This window comes from Streptomyces sp. NPDC035033 (genome assembly GCF_040636735.1).
Classification (GTDB): Bacteria; Actinomycetota; Actinomycetes; order Streptomycetales; family Streptomycetaceae; genus Streptomyces.
Window position 1 is genome coordinate 41983 of record NZ_JBEZUZ010000010.1, and the last position, 18980, is coordinate 60962.

At 74.3% G+C, this 18980-nt stretch carries 19 protein-coding genes and 1 pseudogene; 13 read left to right on the plus strand and 7 right to left on the minus strand.

The window, feature by feature from the left end; all coding sequences use genetic code 11:
* Positions 1–43: 43 nt before the first annotated feature.
* Complete coding sequence (locus AB0E83_RS06815) at positions 44–1087, minus strand: M4 family metallopeptidase (protein WP_362106996.1); 1044 nt, start codon at positions 1085–1087, stop codon at positions 44–46.
* Positions 1088–1451: 364 nt separating this feature from the next.
* On the opposite strand from AB0E83_RS06815, the gene AB0E83_RS06820 reads away from it, so the two are divergent.
* The gene (locus AB0E83_RS06820) at positions 1452–2525 is read left to right on the plus strand and encodes a 2-oxoglutarate and iron-dependent oxygenase domain-containing protein (RefSeq protein WP_362106999.1); all 1074 of its coding nucleotides are present in this window, start codon (positions 1452–1454) and stop codon (positions 2523–2525) included.
* Here AB0E83_RS06820 and AB0E83_RS06825 read toward each other — a convergent pair.
* Entirely contained in the window at positions 2504–3604 is a 1101-nt protein-coding gene (locus AB0E83_RS06825) for a citrate synthase 2 (RefSeq protein WP_362107002.1), read from the minus strand. The two genes, AB0E83_RS06820 and AB0E83_RS06825, sit on opposite strands and share 22 nt — an antisense overlap.
* A 190-nt stretch (positions 3605–3794) precedes the next feature.
* Between AB0E83_RS06825 and pdxH the strand changes: the two genes are divergently transcribed.
* Positions 3795–4457, plus strand: coding sequence for a pyridoxamine 5'-phosphate oxidase (pdxH, locus tag AB0E83_RS06830; protein WP_362107005.1), 663 nt, complete (start codon positions 3795–3797; stop codon positions 4455–4457).
* A gap of 310 nt (positions 4458–4767) precedes the next feature.
* Here the strand turns inward: pdxH and AB0E83_RS06835 are convergent, their stop codons facing one another.
* Both AB0E83_RS06835 and AB0E83_RS06840 read right to left on the minus strand, forming a co-directional pair.
* Positions 4768–5514 carry an ABC transporter permease gene (locus AB0E83_RS06835; protein WP_362107008.1) on the minus strand — a complete coding sequence of 249 codons (747 nt, stop codon included), beginning with the start codon at positions 5512–5514 and terminating at the stop codon, positions 4768–4770.
* Between the two features lies 1 nt (position 5515).
* Entirely contained in the window at positions 5516–6463 is a 948-nt protein-coding gene (locus tag AB0E83_RS06840) for an ATP-binding cassette domain-containing protein (RefSeq protein ID WP_362107010.1), read from the minus strand.
* Positions 6464–6569: 106 nt separating this feature from the next.
* Between AB0E83_RS06840 and AB0E83_RS06845 the strand changes: the two genes are divergently transcribed.
* The 3 genes from AB0E83_RS06845 (at position 6570) to AB0E83_RS06855 (ending at position 9908) form a co-directional block, all read left to right on the plus strand.
* Complete coding sequence (locus AB0E83_RS06845; protein ID WP_362107013.1) at positions 6570–7808, plus strand: histidine kinase; 1239 nt, start codon at positions 6570–6572, stop codon at positions 7806–7808.
* Positions 7809–7821: 13 nt separating this feature from the next.
* Entirely contained in the window at positions 7822–8484 is a 663-nt protein-coding gene (locus AB0E83_RS06850) for a response regulator transcription factor (protein WP_362107016.1), read from the plus strand.
* 95 nt (positions 8485–8579) lie between these two features.
* Positions 8580–9908, plus strand: coding sequence for a PAS domain-containing protein (locus AB0E83_RS06855; protein ID WP_362107018.1), 1329 nt, complete (start codon positions 8580–8582; stop codon positions 9906–9908).
* 65 nt (positions 9909–9973) lie between these two features.
* Here the strand turns inward: AB0E83_RS06855 and AB0E83_RS06860 are convergent, their stop codons facing one another.
* Complete coding sequence (locus AB0E83_RS06860; protein WP_362107021.1) at positions 9974–10783, minus strand: SIS domain-containing protein; 810 nt, start codon at positions 10781–10783, stop codon at positions 9974–9976.
* Positions 10784–10967: 184 nt separating this feature from the next.
* Here AB0E83_RS06860 and AB0E83_RS06865 point away from each other — a divergent pair, with 184 nt between their 5' ends.
* Complete coding sequence (locus AB0E83_RS06865) at positions 10968–11657, plus strand: metal-dependent transcriptional regulator (protein WP_362107024.1); 690 nt, start codon at positions 10968–10970, stop codon at positions 11655–11657.
* 66 nt (positions 11658–11723) lie between these two features.
* Here the strand turns inward: AB0E83_RS06865 and AB0E83_RS06870 are convergent, their stop codons facing one another.
* Complete coding sequence (locus AB0E83_RS06870) at positions 11724–12497, minus strand: hypothetical protein (protein ID WP_362107027.1); 774 nt, start codon at positions 12495–12497, stop codon at positions 11724–11726.
* Positions 12498–13149: 652 nt separating this feature from the next.
* Here AB0E83_RS06870 and AB0E83_RS06875 point away from each other — a divergent pair.
* The 7 genes and pseudogenes from AB0E83_RS06875 (at position 13150) to AB0E83_RS06905 (ending at position 18620) form a co-directional block, all read left to right on the plus strand.
* Positions 13150–14136 carry an alpha/beta hydrolase gene (locus AB0E83_RS06875; RefSeq protein WP_362107030.1) on the plus strand — a complete coding sequence of 329 codons (987 nt, stop codon included), beginning with the start codon at positions 13150–13152 and terminating at the stop codon, positions 14134–14136.
* 48 nt (positions 14137–14184) lie between these two features.
* Positions 14185–14538, plus strand: a complete 354-nt coding sequence (locus AB0E83_RS06880) for a hypothetical protein (RefSeq protein ID WP_362107033.1) — start codon at positions 14185–14187, stop codon at positions 14536–14538.
* Positions 14539–14675: 137 nt separating this feature from the next.
* Positions 14676–14786, plus strand: a pseudogene (locus tag AB0E83_RS06885) (peptidase inhibitor family I36 protein); the annotation flags it as partial.
* A 421-nt stretch (positions 14787–15207) separates the two neighbouring features.
* Complete coding sequence (locus AB0E83_RS06890; protein ID WP_362107036.1) at positions 15208–16431, plus strand: peptidase inhibitor family I36 protein; 1224 nt, start codon at positions 15208–15210, stop codon at positions 16429–16431.
* A gap of 199 nt (positions 16432–16630) precedes the next feature.
* Positions 16631–17854 (plus strand): FG-GAP-like repeat-containing protein, encoded by a 1224-nt coding sequence (locus AB0E83_RS06895; RefSeq protein ID WP_362107039.1) that lies wholly within the window; start codon positions 16631–16633, stop codon positions 17852–17854.
* Between the two features lie 140 nt (positions 17855–17994).
* Complete coding sequence (locus tag AB0E83_RS06900) at positions 17995–18156, plus strand: hypothetical protein (RefSeq protein WP_362107184.1); 162 nt, start codon at positions 17995–17997, stop codon at positions 18154–18156.
* Entirely contained in the window at positions 18153–18620 is a 468-nt protein-coding gene (locus AB0E83_RS06905; RefSeq protein ID WP_362107042.1) for a glutaredoxin domain-containing protein, read from the plus strand. The genes AB0E83_RS06900 and AB0E83_RS06905 overlap by 4 nt, the downstream gene beginning before the upstream one ends.
* Here AB0E83_RS06905 and AB0E83_RS06910 read toward each other — a convergent pair.
* Positions 18583–18972, minus strand: a complete 390-nt coding sequence (locus AB0E83_RS06910; protein WP_362107044.1) for a hypothetical protein — start codon at positions 18970–18972, stop codon at positions 18583–18585. The genes AB0E83_RS06905 and AB0E83_RS06910 overlap by 38 nt on opposite strands.
* Positions 18973–18980: the final 8 nt, after the last annotated feature.

Below are 18980 nucleotides of genomic sequence, written 5' to 3' on the forward strand. Positions count from 1 at the left end.
ACGCCTTCCACTGTGCCGTACGGCTCCGGTTCCCGGCAGCCCGTCAGACGCCCGGGATCTCCCGGGCCCGGAAGGCGTCGCGCACGGCCGTCGCCGCGTCCGTGCCGTACATGCGCTGGGCGGTGGCGATCGTGGTGCGGGCGGCGGCCTCGAAGCCGGTGTCGGGGGCGAAGCCGAACTGGGCGTTGACGATGATCCGGTCGGCGGTGCGGGCGCCGAGGGCCTTGCGGATGTCGAAGAGGGCGCGGGACCAGATCTCGCCGTCGGCGTGGACCTCGCCCTCGCGGTCGGCGTAGGTCTTGGTGCCGTCGAGGCGGCGCAGGCAGTGCGGGGCGGCGCTGTAGCCGGTGGCGTCCCAGTCGGCGACGCACGCCTCCTCGGCCTTCATGGGCCAGCCGTACTTGGCGATGGCGTGGTTGCCGACGGCGACGGCGAGGTAGTCGCCGAAGGCCTCGCCGATGGAGCCGGCCTCGACGGAGGTGCCGAAGCCGGGGACCTGGGCGTGGTGCACGGCGTGGCCGTACTCGTGGAGGATCACCTCGGCGTCCTCGGCGTCGTCCACGCCGCCCTTGCCGAAGCGGATCTCGGCCTTCTTGTCGGTGAAGTAGGAGTTGTCGGCGCCCCACTGGTTGAGGCGGACGGGCTGGACGCGGTCGTTGGCGCCGGGCAGTTCGGTGCCGAAGCCGAGGGACTGGAGGTACTCCTGGCCCTCGTTGACCCAGAAGTACGCCATGACCTGCTCGAACTCGTCGTCGGAGCGGTCGTACGAGGCGGCCTGGGAGACCTTCGCGGGGTTGCCGGTCTCGGAGCGGACGGTGACCCACTTCCCGGAGAGGCCGCCGCTCGCGTCGAGGTTGCGGAGGGTGGCGAGGGCGTAGGCGGAGGCGGGGACGTCGCTCGCGGCGTCCTTGTGGTCGGCGAGGGTCTGGTCGCCGGTGGCCTGGACGGGGTTGACCATGAAGACCCGGCCCTGGGGGGCGGGCGCGGGGGCGGCGGCGCCGGCCGTGGCGGCGGGGGTGAGGGAGGCGGCGGCCAGGGTGACGACGGCGGCGGCCAGGAGGCGGCGGGCGGTGCGGCGGGCGGTCATGGAGATCCTCCTGCGCGGTGGCGCGGCGACGAGATGATTGGCATGCGCGTGACATGCGAGGCGGTGATCTTCGCGCACGGGCCGCCCCGGCGGCCAGACCCCCGCCCCCGCGATCCGCTGTGACGCGGACCACAGGCGATCCGCCCGGGCCGCAGTACGCTGGTCGCATGCCTACGCTCGTTCGCCGCCGTCACGTGGACTTCGTCCGCGTCACGAGCATGAGCTGTCGCCGCGCCGCCTGACCCCAGGGGCACCACCCTTCCGCCCCGCAGGGTCCCTCCACCGACCCCTGTCGACCGGCACCCGTGGCCCCCGCCCCACCCCGGCGGCCGCCCCGGGACCCGTACACCCCGCGGACGCATCCATGAGCCTCAGCGCACCCACCGCCCCCGCCTCCGGCCCCTCCGTCTCGTACGCCTCGCAGCTCCCGATCGTCGACCTCTCCGCCGCGGACCGCGGCCCCGAGGCCCGCCGGCTGCTCCACGCCCAGCTGCACTCCGCCGCCCACGACGTCGGCTTCTTCCAGCTCGTCGGACACGGCGTGACCGAGGCCGAGACCCGGGCCCTCACCGACGCGATGCGCGCCTTCTTCGCCCTGCCCGAGGCGGACCGGCGCGCCCTCGACAACCTCAACTCGCCGCACTTCCGCGGCTACACCCGCGTCGGCGACGAGCGCACCCGGGGCGCCCGGGACTGGCGCGACCAGCTCGACATCGGCGCCGAGCGGCCCGCGCACGTCCCCGCCCCCTGGGAGCCCGCGTACTGGTGGCTCGAAGGCCCCAACCAGTGGCCGGAGGCGCTGCCGGAGCTGCGCACCGCGGCCCTGCACTGGATCGACCGGCTCAGCGGCGTCGCCGAGCGGCTGCTCCACGAGCTGCTCGCCTCCATCGGCGCGCCCCCGGACTTCTACGACGGCATCTTCGGCCCCCGCGCCCACCCGCAGCTCAAGCTGGTGCGCTACCCCGGCAGCAGCGGCGAGGGCGACGACCAGGGCGTCGGCGCCCACAAGGACTACGGCTTCCTCACCCTGCTCCTCCAGGACCAGGTGGGCGGGCTCCAGGTGCAGCGGGAGGACGGGAACTTCCACGACGTGCCGCCGCTGCCCGGCGCCTTCGTCGTCAACCTCGGCGAGCTCCTCGAAGTCGCGACGAACGGCTATCTGATCGCCACCAACCACCGGGTGGTCTCCCCGCCCGGCGCGACCGAGCGGTTCTCCGTGCCGTTCTTCTACAACCCGCGGCTCGACGCCCGGATCGCCCCGCTCGACTTCCCGTACGCCGACCGGGCCCCCGGCATCACCACCGACCCGGCCAACCCGCTCTTCGCCGAGTACGGGCGCAACGCGCTGAAGGGGAAGGTCCGCGCCCATCCGCTGGTCGCGGCACGGCACCACGCGGACCTCCTCCTGCGGCAGGATCAGCCGACGATGTCGGCGTAGCCCTCGATCTCGCGCGGGTCCCGGCGGCCGGGACCCGTGTAGCGGGCCGACGGGCGGACCAGGCGGCCGGTGCGCTTCTGCTCCAGGATGTGCGCCGACCAGCCGGCCGTCCGGGCGCAGCTGAACATCGAGGTGAACATGTGCGCCGGGACCTCGGCGAAGTCGAGGACGATCGCGGCCCAGAACTCGACGTTCGTCGCGAGGACGCGGTCCGGACGGCGGTTGTGCAGCTCCTCCAGGGCGGCCTTCTCCAGCGCGGCGGCCACCTCGTACCGCGGGGCGTCCAGCTCCTTCGCCGTACGGCGCAGGACGCGGGCGCGGGGGTCCTCGGCGCGGTAGACGCGGTGGCCGAAGCCCATCAGGCGCTCGCCCTTGTCGAGGGCCTGCTTGACGTACGCGGTGGCGTCGCCGGTCCGCTCGATCTCCTCGATCATGCCGAGGACGCGGGAGGGCGCGCCGCCGTGCAGCGGGCCGGACATGGCGCCGACCGCGCCGGAGAGGGCGGCGGCCACGTCGGCGCCGGTGGAGGCGATGACGCGGGCGGTGAAGGTGGAGGCGTTCATGCCGTGCTCGGCGGCCGAGGTCCAGTAGGCGTCGACGGCCTTGACGTGCTTCGGGTCCGGCTCGCCGCGCCAGCGGATCATGAACCGCTCGACGACCGACTCGGCCTTGTCGATCTCGCGCTGCGGCACCATCGGGAGGCCCTGGCCGCGCGCCGACTGGGCGACGTAGGAGAGGGCCATGACGGCGGCGCGGGCGAGGTCGTCGCGGGCCTGCTCGGCGGAGATGTCGAGGAGCGGCTTGAGGCCCCACACCGGCGCGAGCATGGCGAGCGCGGACTGCACGTCGACCCGGATGTCGCCGGAGTGGACCGGGATCGGGAAGGGCTCGGCGGCCGGCAGGCCGGGGTTGAAGGCGCCGTCGACGAGCAGACCCCACACGTTGCCGAAGGAGACGTGGCCGACGAGGTCCTCGATGTCGACCCCGCGGTAGCGGAGCGCGCCGCCTTCCTTGTCGGGTTCGGCGATCTCGGTCTCGAACGCGACGACTCCTTCGAGGCCCGGTACGAAGTCGGACATCAGGCGGCTCCTTCTAATCGATGATCGATCAACCGACCGGCGGTCGCTGGCGGGACTCAACAGTCATCCAGCCGTTGAGTCTGTACGGTTCCGATGATGCGGGGAAGCGTGACATCCGGCACAGTCCGCCGATCCGGGGACGAAGGATTGGCACCCCGCCGTGGCGGGCAGACTGAGGTGCTGCGGCAGGATGGCTCCCGTGACCGACGCCCTGGACCCCGCCGCCATGCGCGAGCAGTACCGCACCAAGGAACTGACCCCGGCCGACCTCGCGCCCGATCCGATCCGGCAGTTCGCCGCCTGGTTCAAGGAGACCGCCGCCAGCCCGGCGATCCACGAGCCGAACGCGATGGTCGTCTCGACCGCGACCCCCGACGGGCGCCCCTCGTCCCGCACGGTCCTGCTCAAGCACTACGACGACGCCGGCTTCGTCTTCTTCACCAACTACGGCTCCCGCAAGGGCACCGAGCTGGCCGCCAACCCGTACGTCTCCCTGCTCTTCCCCTGGCACCCCCTGGCCCGCCAGGTCATCGTCACCGGCCGCGCCGACCGCACCCCCCGGGCCGAGACCGCCGCCTACTTCCGCACCCGCCCGCACGGCTCCCAGCTGGGCGCCTGGGCCAGCCCGCAGTCCTCGGTCATCGCCTCCCGGGAGGAGCTCCTCGCCCGCTACGAGGAGCTGGCCGCCCGCCACCCCGACGCGGAGCAGGTCCCGGTCCCGCCGGAGTGGGGCGGCTTCCGCGTCGCCCCCGAGACCGTCGAGTTCTGGCAGGGCCACGAGAACCGCCTCCACGACCGCCTGCGGTACGTCCGGGAGGGCGGGGGCTGGCGGGTGGAGCGCCTGGCGCCCTGAGCCGCTCCGCGGTGCCGAGCCGCTCCGCGGTGCGAGAACGCAGACGACCCGTGGGCCTTGGTCCCGTCCGCCTAGGTTCGGACGGGAGCCGGCCGGACTGACCGGCGGCCCACGGGTCGGGTGACTGCTGGGGTTTCGGCAGAAGGCCTGCCGAGGTGCACATCGTGCGACGGCAGGCCTTAGCCCGCAGTCACCTCACGAGTCCGAAAAGAAACCATTTTTTCGGATCACCTCCTTTCGCGTGTATCCACACCCTACGAACCTCCCGGGGCGGTCACAAGCGATTTTTTTCTCGGCTTTCCGGGGCGCCTCAGGCGTCCCGGCGGCGGAGGGACCACCAGCCCGCGAGGAGGGCCGCCGCCGTCCACAGCGCGGTCACGCCGAGGCCGGTCCACGCGCCCAGGGTCCCGAGGGGCTCCTGGAAGAGGATCTGCTGGCCGGCCCGGTCCGGCAGCCAGGTCGCGGCCCCCTCGGAGACGCCGCCGATGACGAAGGACACGATGAGGATGAACGGGATCATGATGCTCAGCACCGCCACCGCGCTGCGCGTCACGAAGGTCAGCCCCATCGAGAACAGCGTGATCAGCGCGAGGTAGAGCCCGGCGCCGAAGCAGGACCGCAGCGCGCCCGGCTCGCCGATCCCGACGGCGTACGGCCCGAGGAACGCGTTCGCCGTGAAGAACATGACGAACCCGGCCACCACGCCCACGACCAGCGCGCCCCCGCCCACGACCGCCGCCTTCGCCCCGTAGAGCAGGGTCCGGCGCGGCACGGCCGCCAGGGAGTTGCGCAGGGCGCCGTTCAGGAACTCCGAGGAGGCCGCGGTGGCGCCGAAGGAGAGGGCGGCGATCTGCACGAAGTTCATCGGGTAGTAGATCCAGAACAGGCGGTCGATCTCGCCGGTCGCCGCCTCCGGCTGCCCGATCGCCGGGAAGACCGCCAGCGCGATCGCGAGCGCGGCGACGAGGACGGCGAGCAGCGAGCCGAAGCTCGACCGGATCGACCGGACCTTGATCCACTCGGAGCGGAGCACGGCGGTGGGGGAGAGCGCGGACACGTCAGACCTCCTGAGGGGTGGCGGCGGTACGGGTGGTGAACTCGGCGGCCTCCGCGGTGAGGGCCAGGTACGCCTGCTCCAGCGAGGCGCGCTCGTCGGCGAGTTCGAAGACCGGGATGCCCTCGCGGGCGGTGACCGCCCCGATCTCCTCGGCGCGGGCGCCCTCCACCACCCACCGGCCGTCCGGGTCGGGGCTGCCCCCGACCGTCCACCCCTTCGCCAGGAGCGTCGCCCGCAGCCGCACCGGATCGCCGGTGCGCACCCGCACGCGCGCGTGGCTGTGGGCGTCGATGAACTCCCGCGTCGGGACGTCCGCGAGGAGCCGGCCCCGGCCCAGGACCACCAGGTGGTCGGCGAAGGTCGCGGTCTCGTTCATGAGGTGGCTGGAGACCAGGACCGTGCGGCCCTCGGCGGCCAGCCGGCGCAGCAGCTCGCGGATCCAGACGATGCCCTCCGGGTCCAGGCCGTTGGCCGGCTCGTCCAGCATCAGCACCTCCGGGTCGCCGAGGAGCGCGGCGGCGATGCCGAGCCGCTGCCGCATGCCCAGCGAGTAGCCCTTGATCCGGCGGCCGGCGGCGGACTCCAGGCCCGTCTCCGCCAGCACCTCGCCGACCCGGCGGGCCGGCAGGCCGTTGCTCGCGGCGAGGAGGCGCAGGTGGTCGCGGCCGGTCCGGGACGGGTGCGCGGCCTGTGCGTCGAGGAGGGCGCCGACCGTCCGCAGCGGCTCGTCGAGCGTCACGTACGGGCGGCCGCCGACGGTGGCGGTGCCCGAGGTCGGCCGGTCGAGACCGAGGACGAGCCGCATGGTGGTCGACTTCCCGGCCCCGTTGGGGCCGAGGAAACCGGTGACGCGCCCCGGCTCGACACGGAACGTGAGGTCGTCCACGGCCCGGGTCGTGTTCCTGCCGCCGTACTCCTTGGTGAGGTTCTTGACGTCGATGCTGGTCATGGCTCCACCCTGGCCGTCCGGCGGCCGCGAACCATCCCCCGCGCGGGGAGACCGTCTCCCCCGTGCGGGGGAGCCGCGCGGAGCCGCCCCTTGAGAAGATCACCGAATGTCCGCCCCGCTGCCGCTTCTCCGGTCCCTCGTACGGCCCCTGGTCCGCGCGGTCACGTACACCCGCTGGCTGCACCTGCTGATCGGCTCGATCGTGCCGCTCGCCGGCGGGCTGATCTATCCCGGCCTGTCCTCCCCGGGCCCGGTGGACTGGCTGATCGCGGCGGCCCTGCCGGTCCCGCCGGTCGCGGCGGTCGCCCTGGTCCCGTCGGCCCGCCGCGCCGAGGGCCTCCAGGCGCGCCTGATGCTCTTCCCCGGGAAGCACGCGCGCGTGCGGGGCGGGACGTCCGCCGACGACGCGGCCACCGGAGTCTCCGCGACCCCGTCGGCGTCGTGGACCGACCGGGGCCGGACCGCGCTGTGGCTGGTCTTCCGGATGGAGGCCGGGCTCGCGGCCTGGCTGCTGTCGATCTGGCTGCTCCAGTGCGCGCTGGAGCTCGCGGGGGTGGGGGTGGAGGAACCGGTGCTGGCGTCGCTGACCCCGCCGTCCGCCGCGCCGTTCCTGGCCCCGCTCCCCGCTCTCGCCCTCCTCGTCCTGGTCGTCGCCGGCGGCCGGCTGGACGAGCGGGTCGCCCGCCGCCTCCTCGGCCCGTCGGTGAAGGAGCGGATGGCGGCGCTGGAGGACCGCACGGAACGCCTCCTCGAACGCAACCGGATCGCCCGCGAACTCCACGACTCGCTGGGCCACGCCCTCACCCTGGCCGTGGTGCAGGCGGGCGCCGCGCGGGCGGCGAAGGACCCCGAGTTCACCGACCGGGCGCTCGCGGCCATCGAGGAGACCGGCCGGTCCGCCCTGGAGGACCTCGAACGCGTCCTGCTCCTCCTGCGCGAGACCGGCCGCCGCCCGGCCGGCGCGAGCCCCGGCCTCGACGAGGCCGCCCGCCTCCTCGACTCCGCCCGCTCCTCCGGCGCGCGGGTGGACGCCGACATCACGGGCCCCGTGGAGGACCTGCCGGGCCCCGTCTCCCGGGAGGCGTACCGGATGCTCCAGGAGGCCCTGACGAACGCCCTGCGCCACGCGGGCCCGGTCCCCGTCACGGTCAGGGTGACGGCGGACGCGACCCGGCTGCGCCTCCAGGTCGCCAACCCGCTCCCCGACGGCCGCCCGCCCGCCGCCCCCGGCTCGGGCAGCGGCCTGCGCGGCATCCGCGAACGGGCGGCGCTGCTCGGCGGCGAGGCGAAGGCGGCCGTGCGGGACGGGGGCTGGCACGTGGACGTGAGCCTCCCCCTGCGCTGACTACGCTGACGGGATGCCGATCAAGGTCCTTCTCGTGGACGACGAGCCCCTCGTCCGGGCCGGCCTGCGCGCCGTCCTGGAGGCACAGCCCGACATCGAGGTGGTGGGCGAGGCCGCGGACGGCGCCGCCGTCATCCCCCTCGTCCGCGGCCTCCGCCCCGACGTGGTGGCGATGGACGTCCGGATGCCCCTCATGGACGGCATCGAGGCGACCCGGGCCGTGCTGCGCACGGTCGACCCGCCGCCGAAGATCCTCGTGGTGACGACCTTCGAGAACGACGAGTACGTGTACGGCGCCCTCCGCGCCGGCGCCGACGGCTTCCTGCTCAAGCGGGCCCGCCCCGCCGAGATCGTCCACGCGGTCCGGCTGGTCGCCGAGGGCGACTCCCTCCTCTTCCCGGCGGCCGTCCGCGACCTCGCCGCCTCCTACGCGCGCGAGCGTCCCGCCAACGAGGCCCACGAGGCCCTGCTCCGCGCGAACCTGACGGACCGGGAGGAGGACGTCCTCCGCCTCATGGCCCGGGGCCTGTCCAACGCGGAGATCGCGGCCCGCCTCGTCGTCGGCACGGAGACGGTCAAGTCCCACGTCAGCTCCGTCCTCGCCAAACTGGGCGCCCGCGACCGCACCCAGGCCGTCATCGCCGCCTACGAGTCGGGCTTCGTCTCGCCGACGTGACCCGAGAGGGAATCCGTTTCGCCGAACCTGGTGTGTTCTGGGTCACGTTCCAGTTGAATGGCCTGCGACAGGGGGGTTACCGGGGGGAGTGCCGGGTGAGTGCTTTCGCGGGGTCCGCGCGGGACACCGCTTCCGTGCCGGGGGCGGACGGCGACCTGCTGGCCGCGCTGCTCGACGGGATGGACGCGGCGCTGTGCGCGCTGGACGCGGACGGGACGGTGACGCACTGGAACCGCGAGGCCGAGCGGATCCTCGGCTGGCCGGCGGCGGAGGCCGTGGGGCGGCGGGGGTTCGACGGCTGGGCGGCGCGGAGCGCCGACGCGGGGGAGACGCTCGCCCGGGTGATGGCGGCGATGCGGACGCCGGGGCGGCAGGTGCACGAGCTGGCGCTGCTCCGCAAGGACGGCGGCCGGGTCCTGGTGCGCAGCCAGTCGGCGGGGGTGCGGGACGCCGACGGGCGGCCCGCCGGGGTGTACTGCGCCTTCAGCGAGGTGCACGCGCAGATCGACCTGGAGCGGTCGATCGCGCTGAGCGAGGCGCTCTTCGACGACGCCCCGTGGGGGGTCGTGCTGATCGACGCCGACCTGCGGCCGGCGGTCGTCAACGGCTGTGCCGCGAAGGCGATCGGCACGGGCCGGACGGCCCTCCTGGGCCGCCCGCTGGGCGACGTCGTGGTCCGGGGCGCGGAGGAGCTGGAGGGGGCCCTCCAGCACGTGCTCGCGGAGGGCGCCCCGCCGGCGCCGGCGGACCTGTGGGTGACGCTGGCGGCGACCCCGGGCTCCGGGGAGCGGCGGCGGTGCTGGCGCAGCGGTTTCGTGCGGCTGTCCTCGCCGATGACGGAGGAGCCGGTGCCGCTGGGGGTGGCGTGGCTGTTCCAGGACGTGACGGAGGAGCGGCTGGCGGCGCGGGAGGCGGACCGGACCCGGTTCCGCTGGAGCCAGCTGCACCGGGCGGGCGTGGCGGCGGCCGAGTACGCGGACCCGGCGGAGGCGGTGGCGGTGCTGCTGGACTTCGCGCTGGCCGGGTTCGCCGACCACGGCCTGGTGGACCGGGTGGCGGGCGACCGGCGGCTGTCCCGCGCGGTGGCGTCCCCGGCGGGCGCCCCGGGCGCGGACGGCCTCGGCGGCGGTTTCCCGCAGCCGTACGGCCCCGAGCACCCGGCCCTCCAGGCGTGGGACCGGGCGGGGTCGGTGCGGGTGGACGCGGGCCGGGACGCGGACGGGTGGGCGGCGGCCCGCCACTGGCCGGCGGGGACCGCGCACGCGCTGTGCACGGCCCTGCGGTCCCGGGGCCGTACCGTCGGCGTCCTCACCTTCCTGCGGACGGCGGCCCGGGGCCCCTTCGACCGGCAGGACGCGGTCTACGCGGAGACGGTCGCCGCGCGGGTGGCGGCGGCCCTGGACGCCGCGCCGCCCCCCGCCTGAGGCCCCGGCTCCCGCCGCCCCCCGCCTGAGGGCCCCGGCTCCCGCCGCCCCCACGCGCGCGTGGGTCAGTGCCGGTAGAAGATCCGGTCCGCGTACTCGGTCATCACGCGCCCGTTCCAGTCGTGTCCGCCGTCCACGTTCCCCGAGCGCAGCAGCGGCGGTTCGATCCCGCGGCGGACCAGTTCCTCGGCGGCGGCGGCCATGGTGGCCTGCATGAGGGCGCTGGTGACGACGGTGGAGGCGGGGGCGAACGGCGCCTCGATGCCCTCGTGGGTCAGTTCCGCGTCCCCGACGGCGATCTTCGAGTCGAGGACGATGTCGCAGTGGTCCTTGAGGTACGTCCCCGAGACGTGCCGGGACCGGGTCTCCGTCGCGTACGCCACCGAGGTGACGCCGACGACGGTGAGGCCGAGCGCGCGGGCGTTCATCGCCATCTCGACCGGCAGGGCGTTGCGGCCGGAGAGGGAGATGATGAAGAGGACGTCGCCGGCGGAGGCGGGGGAGGAGTCGAGGACGGCCCCGGCGAGCCCGTCGACGCGCTCCAGGGCGGAGCCGAGGGTCGCCGGCATGACGTCGACGCCGACGACGCCGGGGACGGCGAGCAGGTTCATCAGGGCGAAGCCGCCGGCCCGGTAGACGACGTCCTGGGCGGGCAGCGAGGAGTGCCCGGCGCCGAAGGCGAAGAGCCGGTTGCCGTGCGCGACGGCCTCGGCGACGGCGGCCCCGGCGGCGGCGATCTGGGCGGCGTCCTCGTCGCGGACCTGCTGGAGCAGGCCGATCGCCGCGTCGAAGAACCGTCCCGCCAGCTTGCTCTCCGCCGTGCCCGCGGCCGCGTCCTCGCTGTCGCCGGTGGTTCCGCCCGCGTACTCGCCCATGTGAGGAAGCTCCTTCTCGTCGAGGTCGCCGATCACGGTGCGGTCTGGACCATTGCTCTGTCAATACTGCCTCCGCCGCCCCCGTGTCCCCACTTCTCCCGCTCCGGGGCGGGGGCGGCCCGCTTGTCGGCCCGATGCGCAAGAATTGGTGCAGGGCCAGCGCACGACTCATCGAGGGGCACGAATGTCCGGACTGATCGACACCACGGAGATGTATCTCCGCACCATCCTGGAGCTGGAAGAGGAAGGTGTGGTCCCGATGCGTGCCCGGATCGCCGAGCGGCTCGACCAGAGCGGTCCGACGGTGAGCCAGACGGTCGCCCGCATGGAGCGGGACGGCCTGGTCGCCGTGGCGAGCGACCGCCACCTGGAACTGACCGAGGAGGGCCGCCGCCTGGCGACCCGCGTGATGCGCAAGCACCGCCTCGCCGAGTGCCTGCTCGTCGACGTGATCGGCCTGGAGTGGGAGCAGGTCCACGCGGAGGCGTGCCGCTGGGAGCACGTGATGAGCGAGGCCGTGGAGCGCCGCGTCCTGGAGCTGCTGCGCCACCCGACGGAGTCGCCGTACGGCAACCCGATCCCGGGCCTGGAGGAGCTGGGCGAGAAGGCCGAGGCCGAGTCCTTCCTCGACGACTCGATGGTGTCGCTGGCGGACCTGGACGCGAGCGAGGGCAAGACGGTGATCGTGCGCCGCATCGGCGAGCCGATCCAGACGGACGCCCAGCTCATGTACACGCTGCGGCGGGCGGGCGTGCAGCCCGGCTCGGTCGTCTCGGTGTCGGAGTCGGCGGGCGGCGTCCTCGTCGGCAGCAGCGGCGAGGCCGCGGAGCTGGACCCGGAGGTCGCGGCGCACGTGTTCGTCGCGAAGCGCTGACGCCCCCGGACCGGGGCGGTACGACGACGGGCCCGGGGCGCGGGAGCGCCCCGGGCCCTTTCGCGCCTACAGGTAGGGCGCGAGCGCGCCCCACAGGCCGAGCGCGAGGACGCCTCCCGCGCAGACCGCGCCGAGGGCGTGCTTGAGGACGGTCGCGTACGCCGGTTCGACGGCCGCGTGGCGGGCCGGCGGGGCCTCGGGGTCGTAGACGACGTGGATCTCGGCGGTGGGCCGGTTGGCGCCGTACGAGGTCTTCAGCTCGTTGCCGCTGCCGTCGGTGAAGGTGTAGTGGCTCGCCTTCCGGCCGTCGGGGAGGTACGCGCGCGTGGCGACGACCGTGATGCCCCGCCGCGCGAGCAGCACCCGGTCCCGGGCGCTGACGCCCACGGCCGCGAGCGACAGGCCGCCCAGCAGCAGGCCGGGGACCGCGCCGAACGCCGCCATGCCCATGCCCTCGCCGTGCGCGGAGGCGGTCCACCGGACGTACCCGGCGTACGCCCCGAGGAAGCCGAGGACGCCCAGCCACACCGCCCACCGCGGGATCGAGTGCGCGGTCTCCTCGGTGGTGAGGAGGGCGCTGCCGGCGGGGTCGCGCCGCTCGGGCAGGGCGGCGGTCACGGCGGCGCGGAAGGCGGGCGCGGAGTACGCGTTGCCGTCCGGGAGCGGGCGGGTGGCGCCGTCGGTGAGGACGAGCGCGAGCGAGGTCGCGCCGGTCTGCCGGACCTCCTTGACGGCGGCGAGCGGCACGGTCGTGCGGACGCGGTCCCGCTCGATCGTGAGGTGGTCGGCCCTCAGGATCGCGATGTGGTCGCCCCGGGCGAGGACTTGTGGGCTCAGCATGCCCACGTCGACCCGCGGCGGAGCGCGACGGTTGTACGCGTCCCGGCGCCGATCCGGTCTCGAACCGGTCGCGGACGGGTCGCGGACCGGTCCCGAACTGCCCGAGACCGCGCCGGAGTCCGCCGCGCGCCCCGTTTTACGCCGGAATGGCCCCGCGCGTGCCCTCGGCGTGCCAGGCTGGAGCGAGCTGCGTGCGCTGCGTGATGCGCGGAAGGGTGGGGCCATGCGACCGACAGGGGCCGTACGCCGACTGCCGCGCGTCCGCGCCGGGGCCGAGTGCCGGCTGCCGCGCGTCCGTGCCGGGGCCGAGTACCGACTGCCGCGCGTCCGCGCCGGGGCCGAGTGCCGGCTGCCGCGCGTCCTGGTGGGGGCCGGCGGTGGGGGACTCCGGACGGCAGAGGGCCCCGGCGCCTCGCGGCGCCGGGGCCTGCCCTCCCCTGTTCCGACCTGGAGCCCCGAGCTCTCAAGGTCGGTCCCCTCGGACCGTTTTCCCCGAGCGGTCCGCCTCCCGTTGAAGATCTCCCCTCGGCCGCGCGCGCCAATCCTTGAGGCCCGTCACTCGAACGAGGGGTGTTGCGCGGCAGAAGCGCATTTTCGAATGTGGGTTCGATAGTCTGGCGGCGTTCGACGGGAAATGAGGGGGTGCCAGATCATGGCGCGACGACTCGACGTCACCGGGGCCGACGGCATCCGGCTGGCGGCCTGGGACTTCACGGCCGAGGGCGAGGCCCGCGCGGGGGCGGGGCCCGCGGCCCGGACGGGCCCGCGCCCGGCGGTGCGCCCGCCCGCCGTGGGCATCGCCCGCCAGCCCTCCGCTCCGGAGGACCGCCCCGCGCCGGCCGCGGCCCCCGCGCCGGCCGAAGGCCACCGCTCCGCCCCGGTGTTACTGCTCCACGGCCTGATGGGCCACGCCGCCCACTGGGCCCCCGCCGCGGCCCTCCTCGCGGCCGGCCACCGCACCGTCGCGCTCGACCAGCGCGGCCACGGCGCGAGCGAGAAGCCGCCCGGCGGCCCGTTCACGCGCGAGGCGTACGTGGCGGACGCGGCGGCCGTCATCGAGCGCCTCGGCCTCGCCCCCGTCACCCTCGTCGGCCACTCCATGGGCGCCCTGACCGCCTGGCAACTGGCCGCCGAGCGCCCGGACCTGGTCCGCGCCCTCGTCATCTGCGACATGCGGGCCTCCGCGCTCGGCGCGGCCTCGCAGCGCGCCTGGCAGGACTGGTTCCGGAGCTGGCCGGCGCCCTTCCCGACCCTGGAGGCCGTGCACCGCTGGTTCGGTGCGGACGACCCGTGGGTGGAGACGCCGAACCCGGCCCGCGGCGCCTTCTTCGCCGAGGTGATGACCGAGCGGCGCGACGGCTGGCACCCCGTCTTCGACCCGGAGCAGATGCTCACCTCCCGCGAGACCTGGGTCCACGACGCCCACTGGGACTCCCTCGCCCAGGTCCGCTGCCCCACCCTCGTCGTCCGCGGCCTCGACGGCGAGCTGGGTCGCGCCGAGGCCCAGGAGATGGTCCGCGTCCTCCCCCACGGGGCGTACGCGGAGATCCCCGACGCCGGCCACCTCCTCCACTACACCCACCCGGAAGCCTGGGCGGCGGCGGTGAACCCCTTCCTGACCGGCGTCCTGACCCCCTGACCCCCGCTCCCTGACCGACTGTCGCACCCCCGCCCTACGCTCCCCCTCATGAGCGTCTCCGTGTACTACTCCGTGCGCCGCCCGGCCCCCCTGACCCCGGCCGAGGCGGCCGCCGTGGAGCGCGTCACCGCCGCGCACCTGGCGGCGTTCCCGTACGACGACGAGGAGAGCCTGTACCTGTACGAGCACCCCGGCCCCGAGCCGGACGAGCTCCTGGCCGGCTCCACGAAACTGCCCCTCGACCCCGACCGCCTCCTGCCGGCGCTGGTCCACGTTCTGGACTCGGTCACGGAGCTGCGCCGGGCCCTGCCCGGGGCGGAGTGGCACGTGCACGTAGCCGACCAGGACGTCCCCTGGGAGGAGCCCGAGGGCTACGGCTTCCCGGGCATGCGCGAGCTCTGACCGCCCCGAACGACACCCCGCCGCATCCGGAGGGGACCCGTACATGCCACTGCCGTCCCGGCTGAACCGCCGCCCGGCGACCCGGCCCAAGGCCCGCGCCGCCAGGCCACCCGGCCGGCCGCGCCACGGGCGAGACGCTCAAGCTCACCCAGAGCGCGGCGACGCTCGACGCCTGGCACAGCCAGATCAGTGCGGTCTCCAACCGCACGAACCAGTGGGTGTGCGGGTACGACGAGCCCGGCTGCAAGACCTCGTACTGGAGCGTCGGCGTGCGGGCCCCCGACCCGGGCGGCACCGAGTGGGGCCACATGGGGAGGCGCTCGCTCAGCTCGCTGAAGTTCGTCCTCACCGAGCGCGAGTGCTACGGCCCCGCCTGCACGACGCGGCACTCCGAGCCCAACCCCACCGGGCCGTCCCGCTTCGGCAACCTGAACGGCGACGACGAGGCGGACCTCCTCGGGCTCCTGGGACGGCCACGAACTGTCCTGGAACGACATGAGCACCGTCTTCCGACGGGCGGTTGCCCCCGGTGCGTCAACGGTGTTCCGGGGCGGTTCCACCTCCCCGCCGTCCGGCCGCCGCCTGCCCTATGTGATCGCAGCATGACAAGGTACGGTGCCTGCGTGGCGCGTCGAGGCTTCTCTCCGCGCCACCTCAGGGAGGGATTAATTGCGCACACCACTGCTGAAGCGTCTGGCCACGGCGGCCACGACGCTGGGGCTCACCACCGCAGGTCTGCTGGGGGCGGGCGCCGTGCCCGCGCAGGCCGCGATCAGCGACTGCCCGTCGGGCTACTTCTGTGCTTGGAAGACCGGCGACGCCACGGGCACGATGTACAAGACGGCGATGGGCACACCGACCCTCGGCACCTGGGGCAACACGTTCCGGTCCGTCGTCAACCGCACGTCCAAGTGGGCGTGCCTGTTCGACGGCAAGAACTACGCTGCCAACTCCGGGGAGATGTTGCTGGCACCTGGCGCCAAGGAGACCGGGTTGACCAGCGGATTCGGCAATTCGCTGAGGCTCGCCTCGACCGACCTGGGCTGCATCCAGCCTTCGTTTCCGACGTGGCGCTCGGCCGATGTCTTCGGGCAGCCCGAGTTCAGTAACCTCAACAGCGATTGGCATTCCGACCGTCTCGTCCGCAACAACGCGGGACAGCTCTGGTTCCTGCCCGGGAACGGTGATGGCAAGCTCATCGGGACCGGAGGCTGGAACGCCTTCAACGCCTTCGTGCGCCACGGCAGCTTCGACGGGGACAACGTGGAGGACGTGGTCGCCCGTGAGGCTTCCACAGGGAAGCTGTGGCTGTACCCGGGCAGGGTGACGAGCTCGGGAGCTGCTCTCGGAGCCCGCAAGCTCATCGGCAGCGGTGGCTGGAACGTCATGGGGCAGCTGGTCGGCGCCGGGGACCTGAACGGTGACACCCGCTCCGACCTGGTAGCCGTCGAGAAGTCGTCGGGCAAGCTCTGGCTCTACCCCGGCACCGCCACCGGCGCCCTCGGCGCCCGCAAGCTGCTGGGTACCGGCGGCTGGAACGGCATGAATGCCCTCACTGGTGTCGGACACATGAACGGCGACGCCTACCCCGACCTGATTGCCCGCGAGGCGTCCACGGGCAAGCTCTGGTTCTATCCGGGCAAGGCCGGCTCCTACGGCTCTCGCGTGCTGATCGGTGGCGGCTGGAACTCCATGACCTCGCTCCTCGCGGTCGCCGACTACACCGGCGACGGCTCCAACGATCTGGCCGCGATCACCGGGCCCGGTACCTCCACCACACTGTGCCCCTCGGGAGACGGCTGCCTGCTCGTGTACCCGGGCACGGGTACGGGCAAGCTCGGGCCGGCCTCTCGGAAGGCCGAGGACTGGTGGGGCCTGAACGGGGTCTTCTGAGCCGGACGGAGGCGTCCGTCCCAGGGCGGATGCCTCCCCGGCGGGCCCGGGCGGCCGACGGCACGGGCATCGGCACGCGATCTCCGGCAGGGGACGGTGCCCCTCTGAGCGGCCCCGCCGCCCGGCGGGGTACATTTCCGCCCTACGGCGCGTCGAGCGGGCAGGGCCCGGCTCCGCGCCGTCACGACGGAGGGAACGAATGCGCATATCTCTGCGCCGACGCGTGGCCACGGCGGCCACGGCGCTCGGCCTCACCACGCTCGGCGTCCTCGGCGCCGGTGCGGCCCCCGCCCAGGCGGCGCCGGCCGACTGCCCCGCGGGCTACTTCTGCGGGTGGAAGACGGACGACGCCACCGGCACCATGTACAAGACCAACGTGAGCGTCGCCACGCTGGGCACCTGGGACAACCAGTTCCGCACGGTCTCCAACCGCACCAGCAAGTTCGCCTGCCTCCACAACGACCCGAACCACGGCTACGAGGGTGACGTCTGGTCCGTCGCCCCGAACCCGTCCGGCACCGAGTGGGGCGGCCCCGGCAGCACCAGCGTCAGCTCCGTCCGCCTGGTCCCCACCGAGCGCGAGTGCACCGGCGCCGACCCGTACCCCTCCTGGTACGCGAACCCGCAGACCACCGCGCCCGCCTTCGGCGACCTCGACGGCGACAGGACGTCCGACGTCCTCGCCCGCGACAAGGCCGGCCGCCTCTGGTTCCTGCCCGGCGACGGCAGCGGCAGGCTCGTCGGCGCCGGCGGCTGGAACGCGATGAACGCCCTCACCCGGCACGGCGACTTCTCCGGCGACGGCAAGGAGGACGTGATCGCCCGCGAGGCGTCCACTGGCAAGCTGTGGCTGTACAAGGGCGCCGGCACCGGCTCGGTCGGCAACCGCGTCCTCATCGGTTCGGGTGGCTGGAACGCCATGAACCACCTCACCGCCTTCGGCGACCTCACCGGCGACGGCCGCTCCGACCTGTTCGCCGTGGAGAAGTCCACCGGCAAGCTGTGGCTGTACCCCGGTACGTCCACCGGAGCGCTCGGCGCCCGCAAGCTGATCGGCGCGGGCGGCTGGAACAGCATGAACGCCCTCATCGGCTTCGGCGACATGACCAAGGACGGCAAGGCCGACCTCCTCGCCCGCGAGCCCTCCACCGGCAAGCTGTGGCTCTACCCCGGCAAGACCGGCGGCCTCGCCCCGCGCGTCCTCATCGGCGGCGGCTGGAACAGCATGGGCGCGTTCCTCGCGGTCGGCGACCGCAGCGGCGACGGCTACGCCGACCTGTCCGCCATCACGAACAGCAGCTACTCGTCGAACTACGGTCGCGGCGCGGGGCTCCTGGTCGCGTACGACGGCAAGTCCACGAACGGCTTCCAGCCGGGCGTCATGGAGGACGAGTCCTGGTTCGACCTGAACGGCCAGTTCTGATCCGCTGACCCGCTGATACGCGAAAGGGCCTCCGTCCCGGCCGGGGACGGAGGCCCTTTCACACCCGCGCGGCCCTCCTTGACCTGGGCGGGGAACGCGCCCCGGGCGGCGGGGAGGCCGGTGTCCTCGGAGTCACGGACGTGCACGGCGTGCGCGCCGGCGGCGAACTCGGCGCCCTGGAGCCGGCGTCCACCGCCTGCGACCGGCTCCGCTTCGGCGGCCCGACGTCCCGGGACGCGTGCGTCGACGCCGTCCGCGCCCGCCCTCCGCGCGGCGGGACGGCGGCTAGCCTGACCGGGTGATACGCGCCTGGATCCTGCCCTCGATGTTCGCGCTCGTCGGCGTGCTGCTCGCCGCGCCCTCGTTCGCCCGGGGGGACGCCGGTACGGGAGCCGCCCTGCTGGCGTTCCTGCTGCTCCTGGCGGGCGTCAACTCGCCCCTGGTCTTTCCCCGTTCGCTCACCTCGGCCGAGGCCGTGCGCCGCGGCACGGCGGACGGGCGGCCCGTCGTCTACTGGCGGCCGGGCTGCCCGTACTGCGTGCGGCTCCGCGTCCGGCTCGGCGGGCGGGCCCGCCGGGCCCACTGGGTGAACATCTGGCGCGACCCGGAGGCCGCGGCGGCGGTGCGTGCCGCGAACGGCGGCGACGAGACCGTCCCCACCGTCCTCGTGGCGGGCCGCCCGCACACCAACCCCGACCCGGCCTGGCTCCGCGACCGGATCGACGGCCTCACCCCGCCGGCCGCTCCGGGTGGTCCGGCACGCTGACCCCGTACGACGGGAAGACGCCGGTCAGCATCGCGTACTCCTCGGCGGAGAGCCGGTCCCGCTTCCAGATCGCCTGCGCGGCCGTCGTCGTCCGGGAGATCGCGGAGTGCAGCCCGCCGCCCGGCCGGGCGGCCCGCAGCTCCTGCGCACGCGGGTGGAAGGAGTCCCGGACCAGCTTGTCCAGGGCCGAGAAGCGCGCCGCGTCGAACTTCGGCACCACGGCGTGGTCGAAGGCCCCGGAGGCGACCGCCACGGCCGTGGCGTGCCGGATCTCCTGGAGGGCGGTCAGCGGCAGGCGGGAGGCGGCGGCGACGAAGGCGGCCACGTCGGGCGGGACCAGGGAGGACGACATGCCCGCAG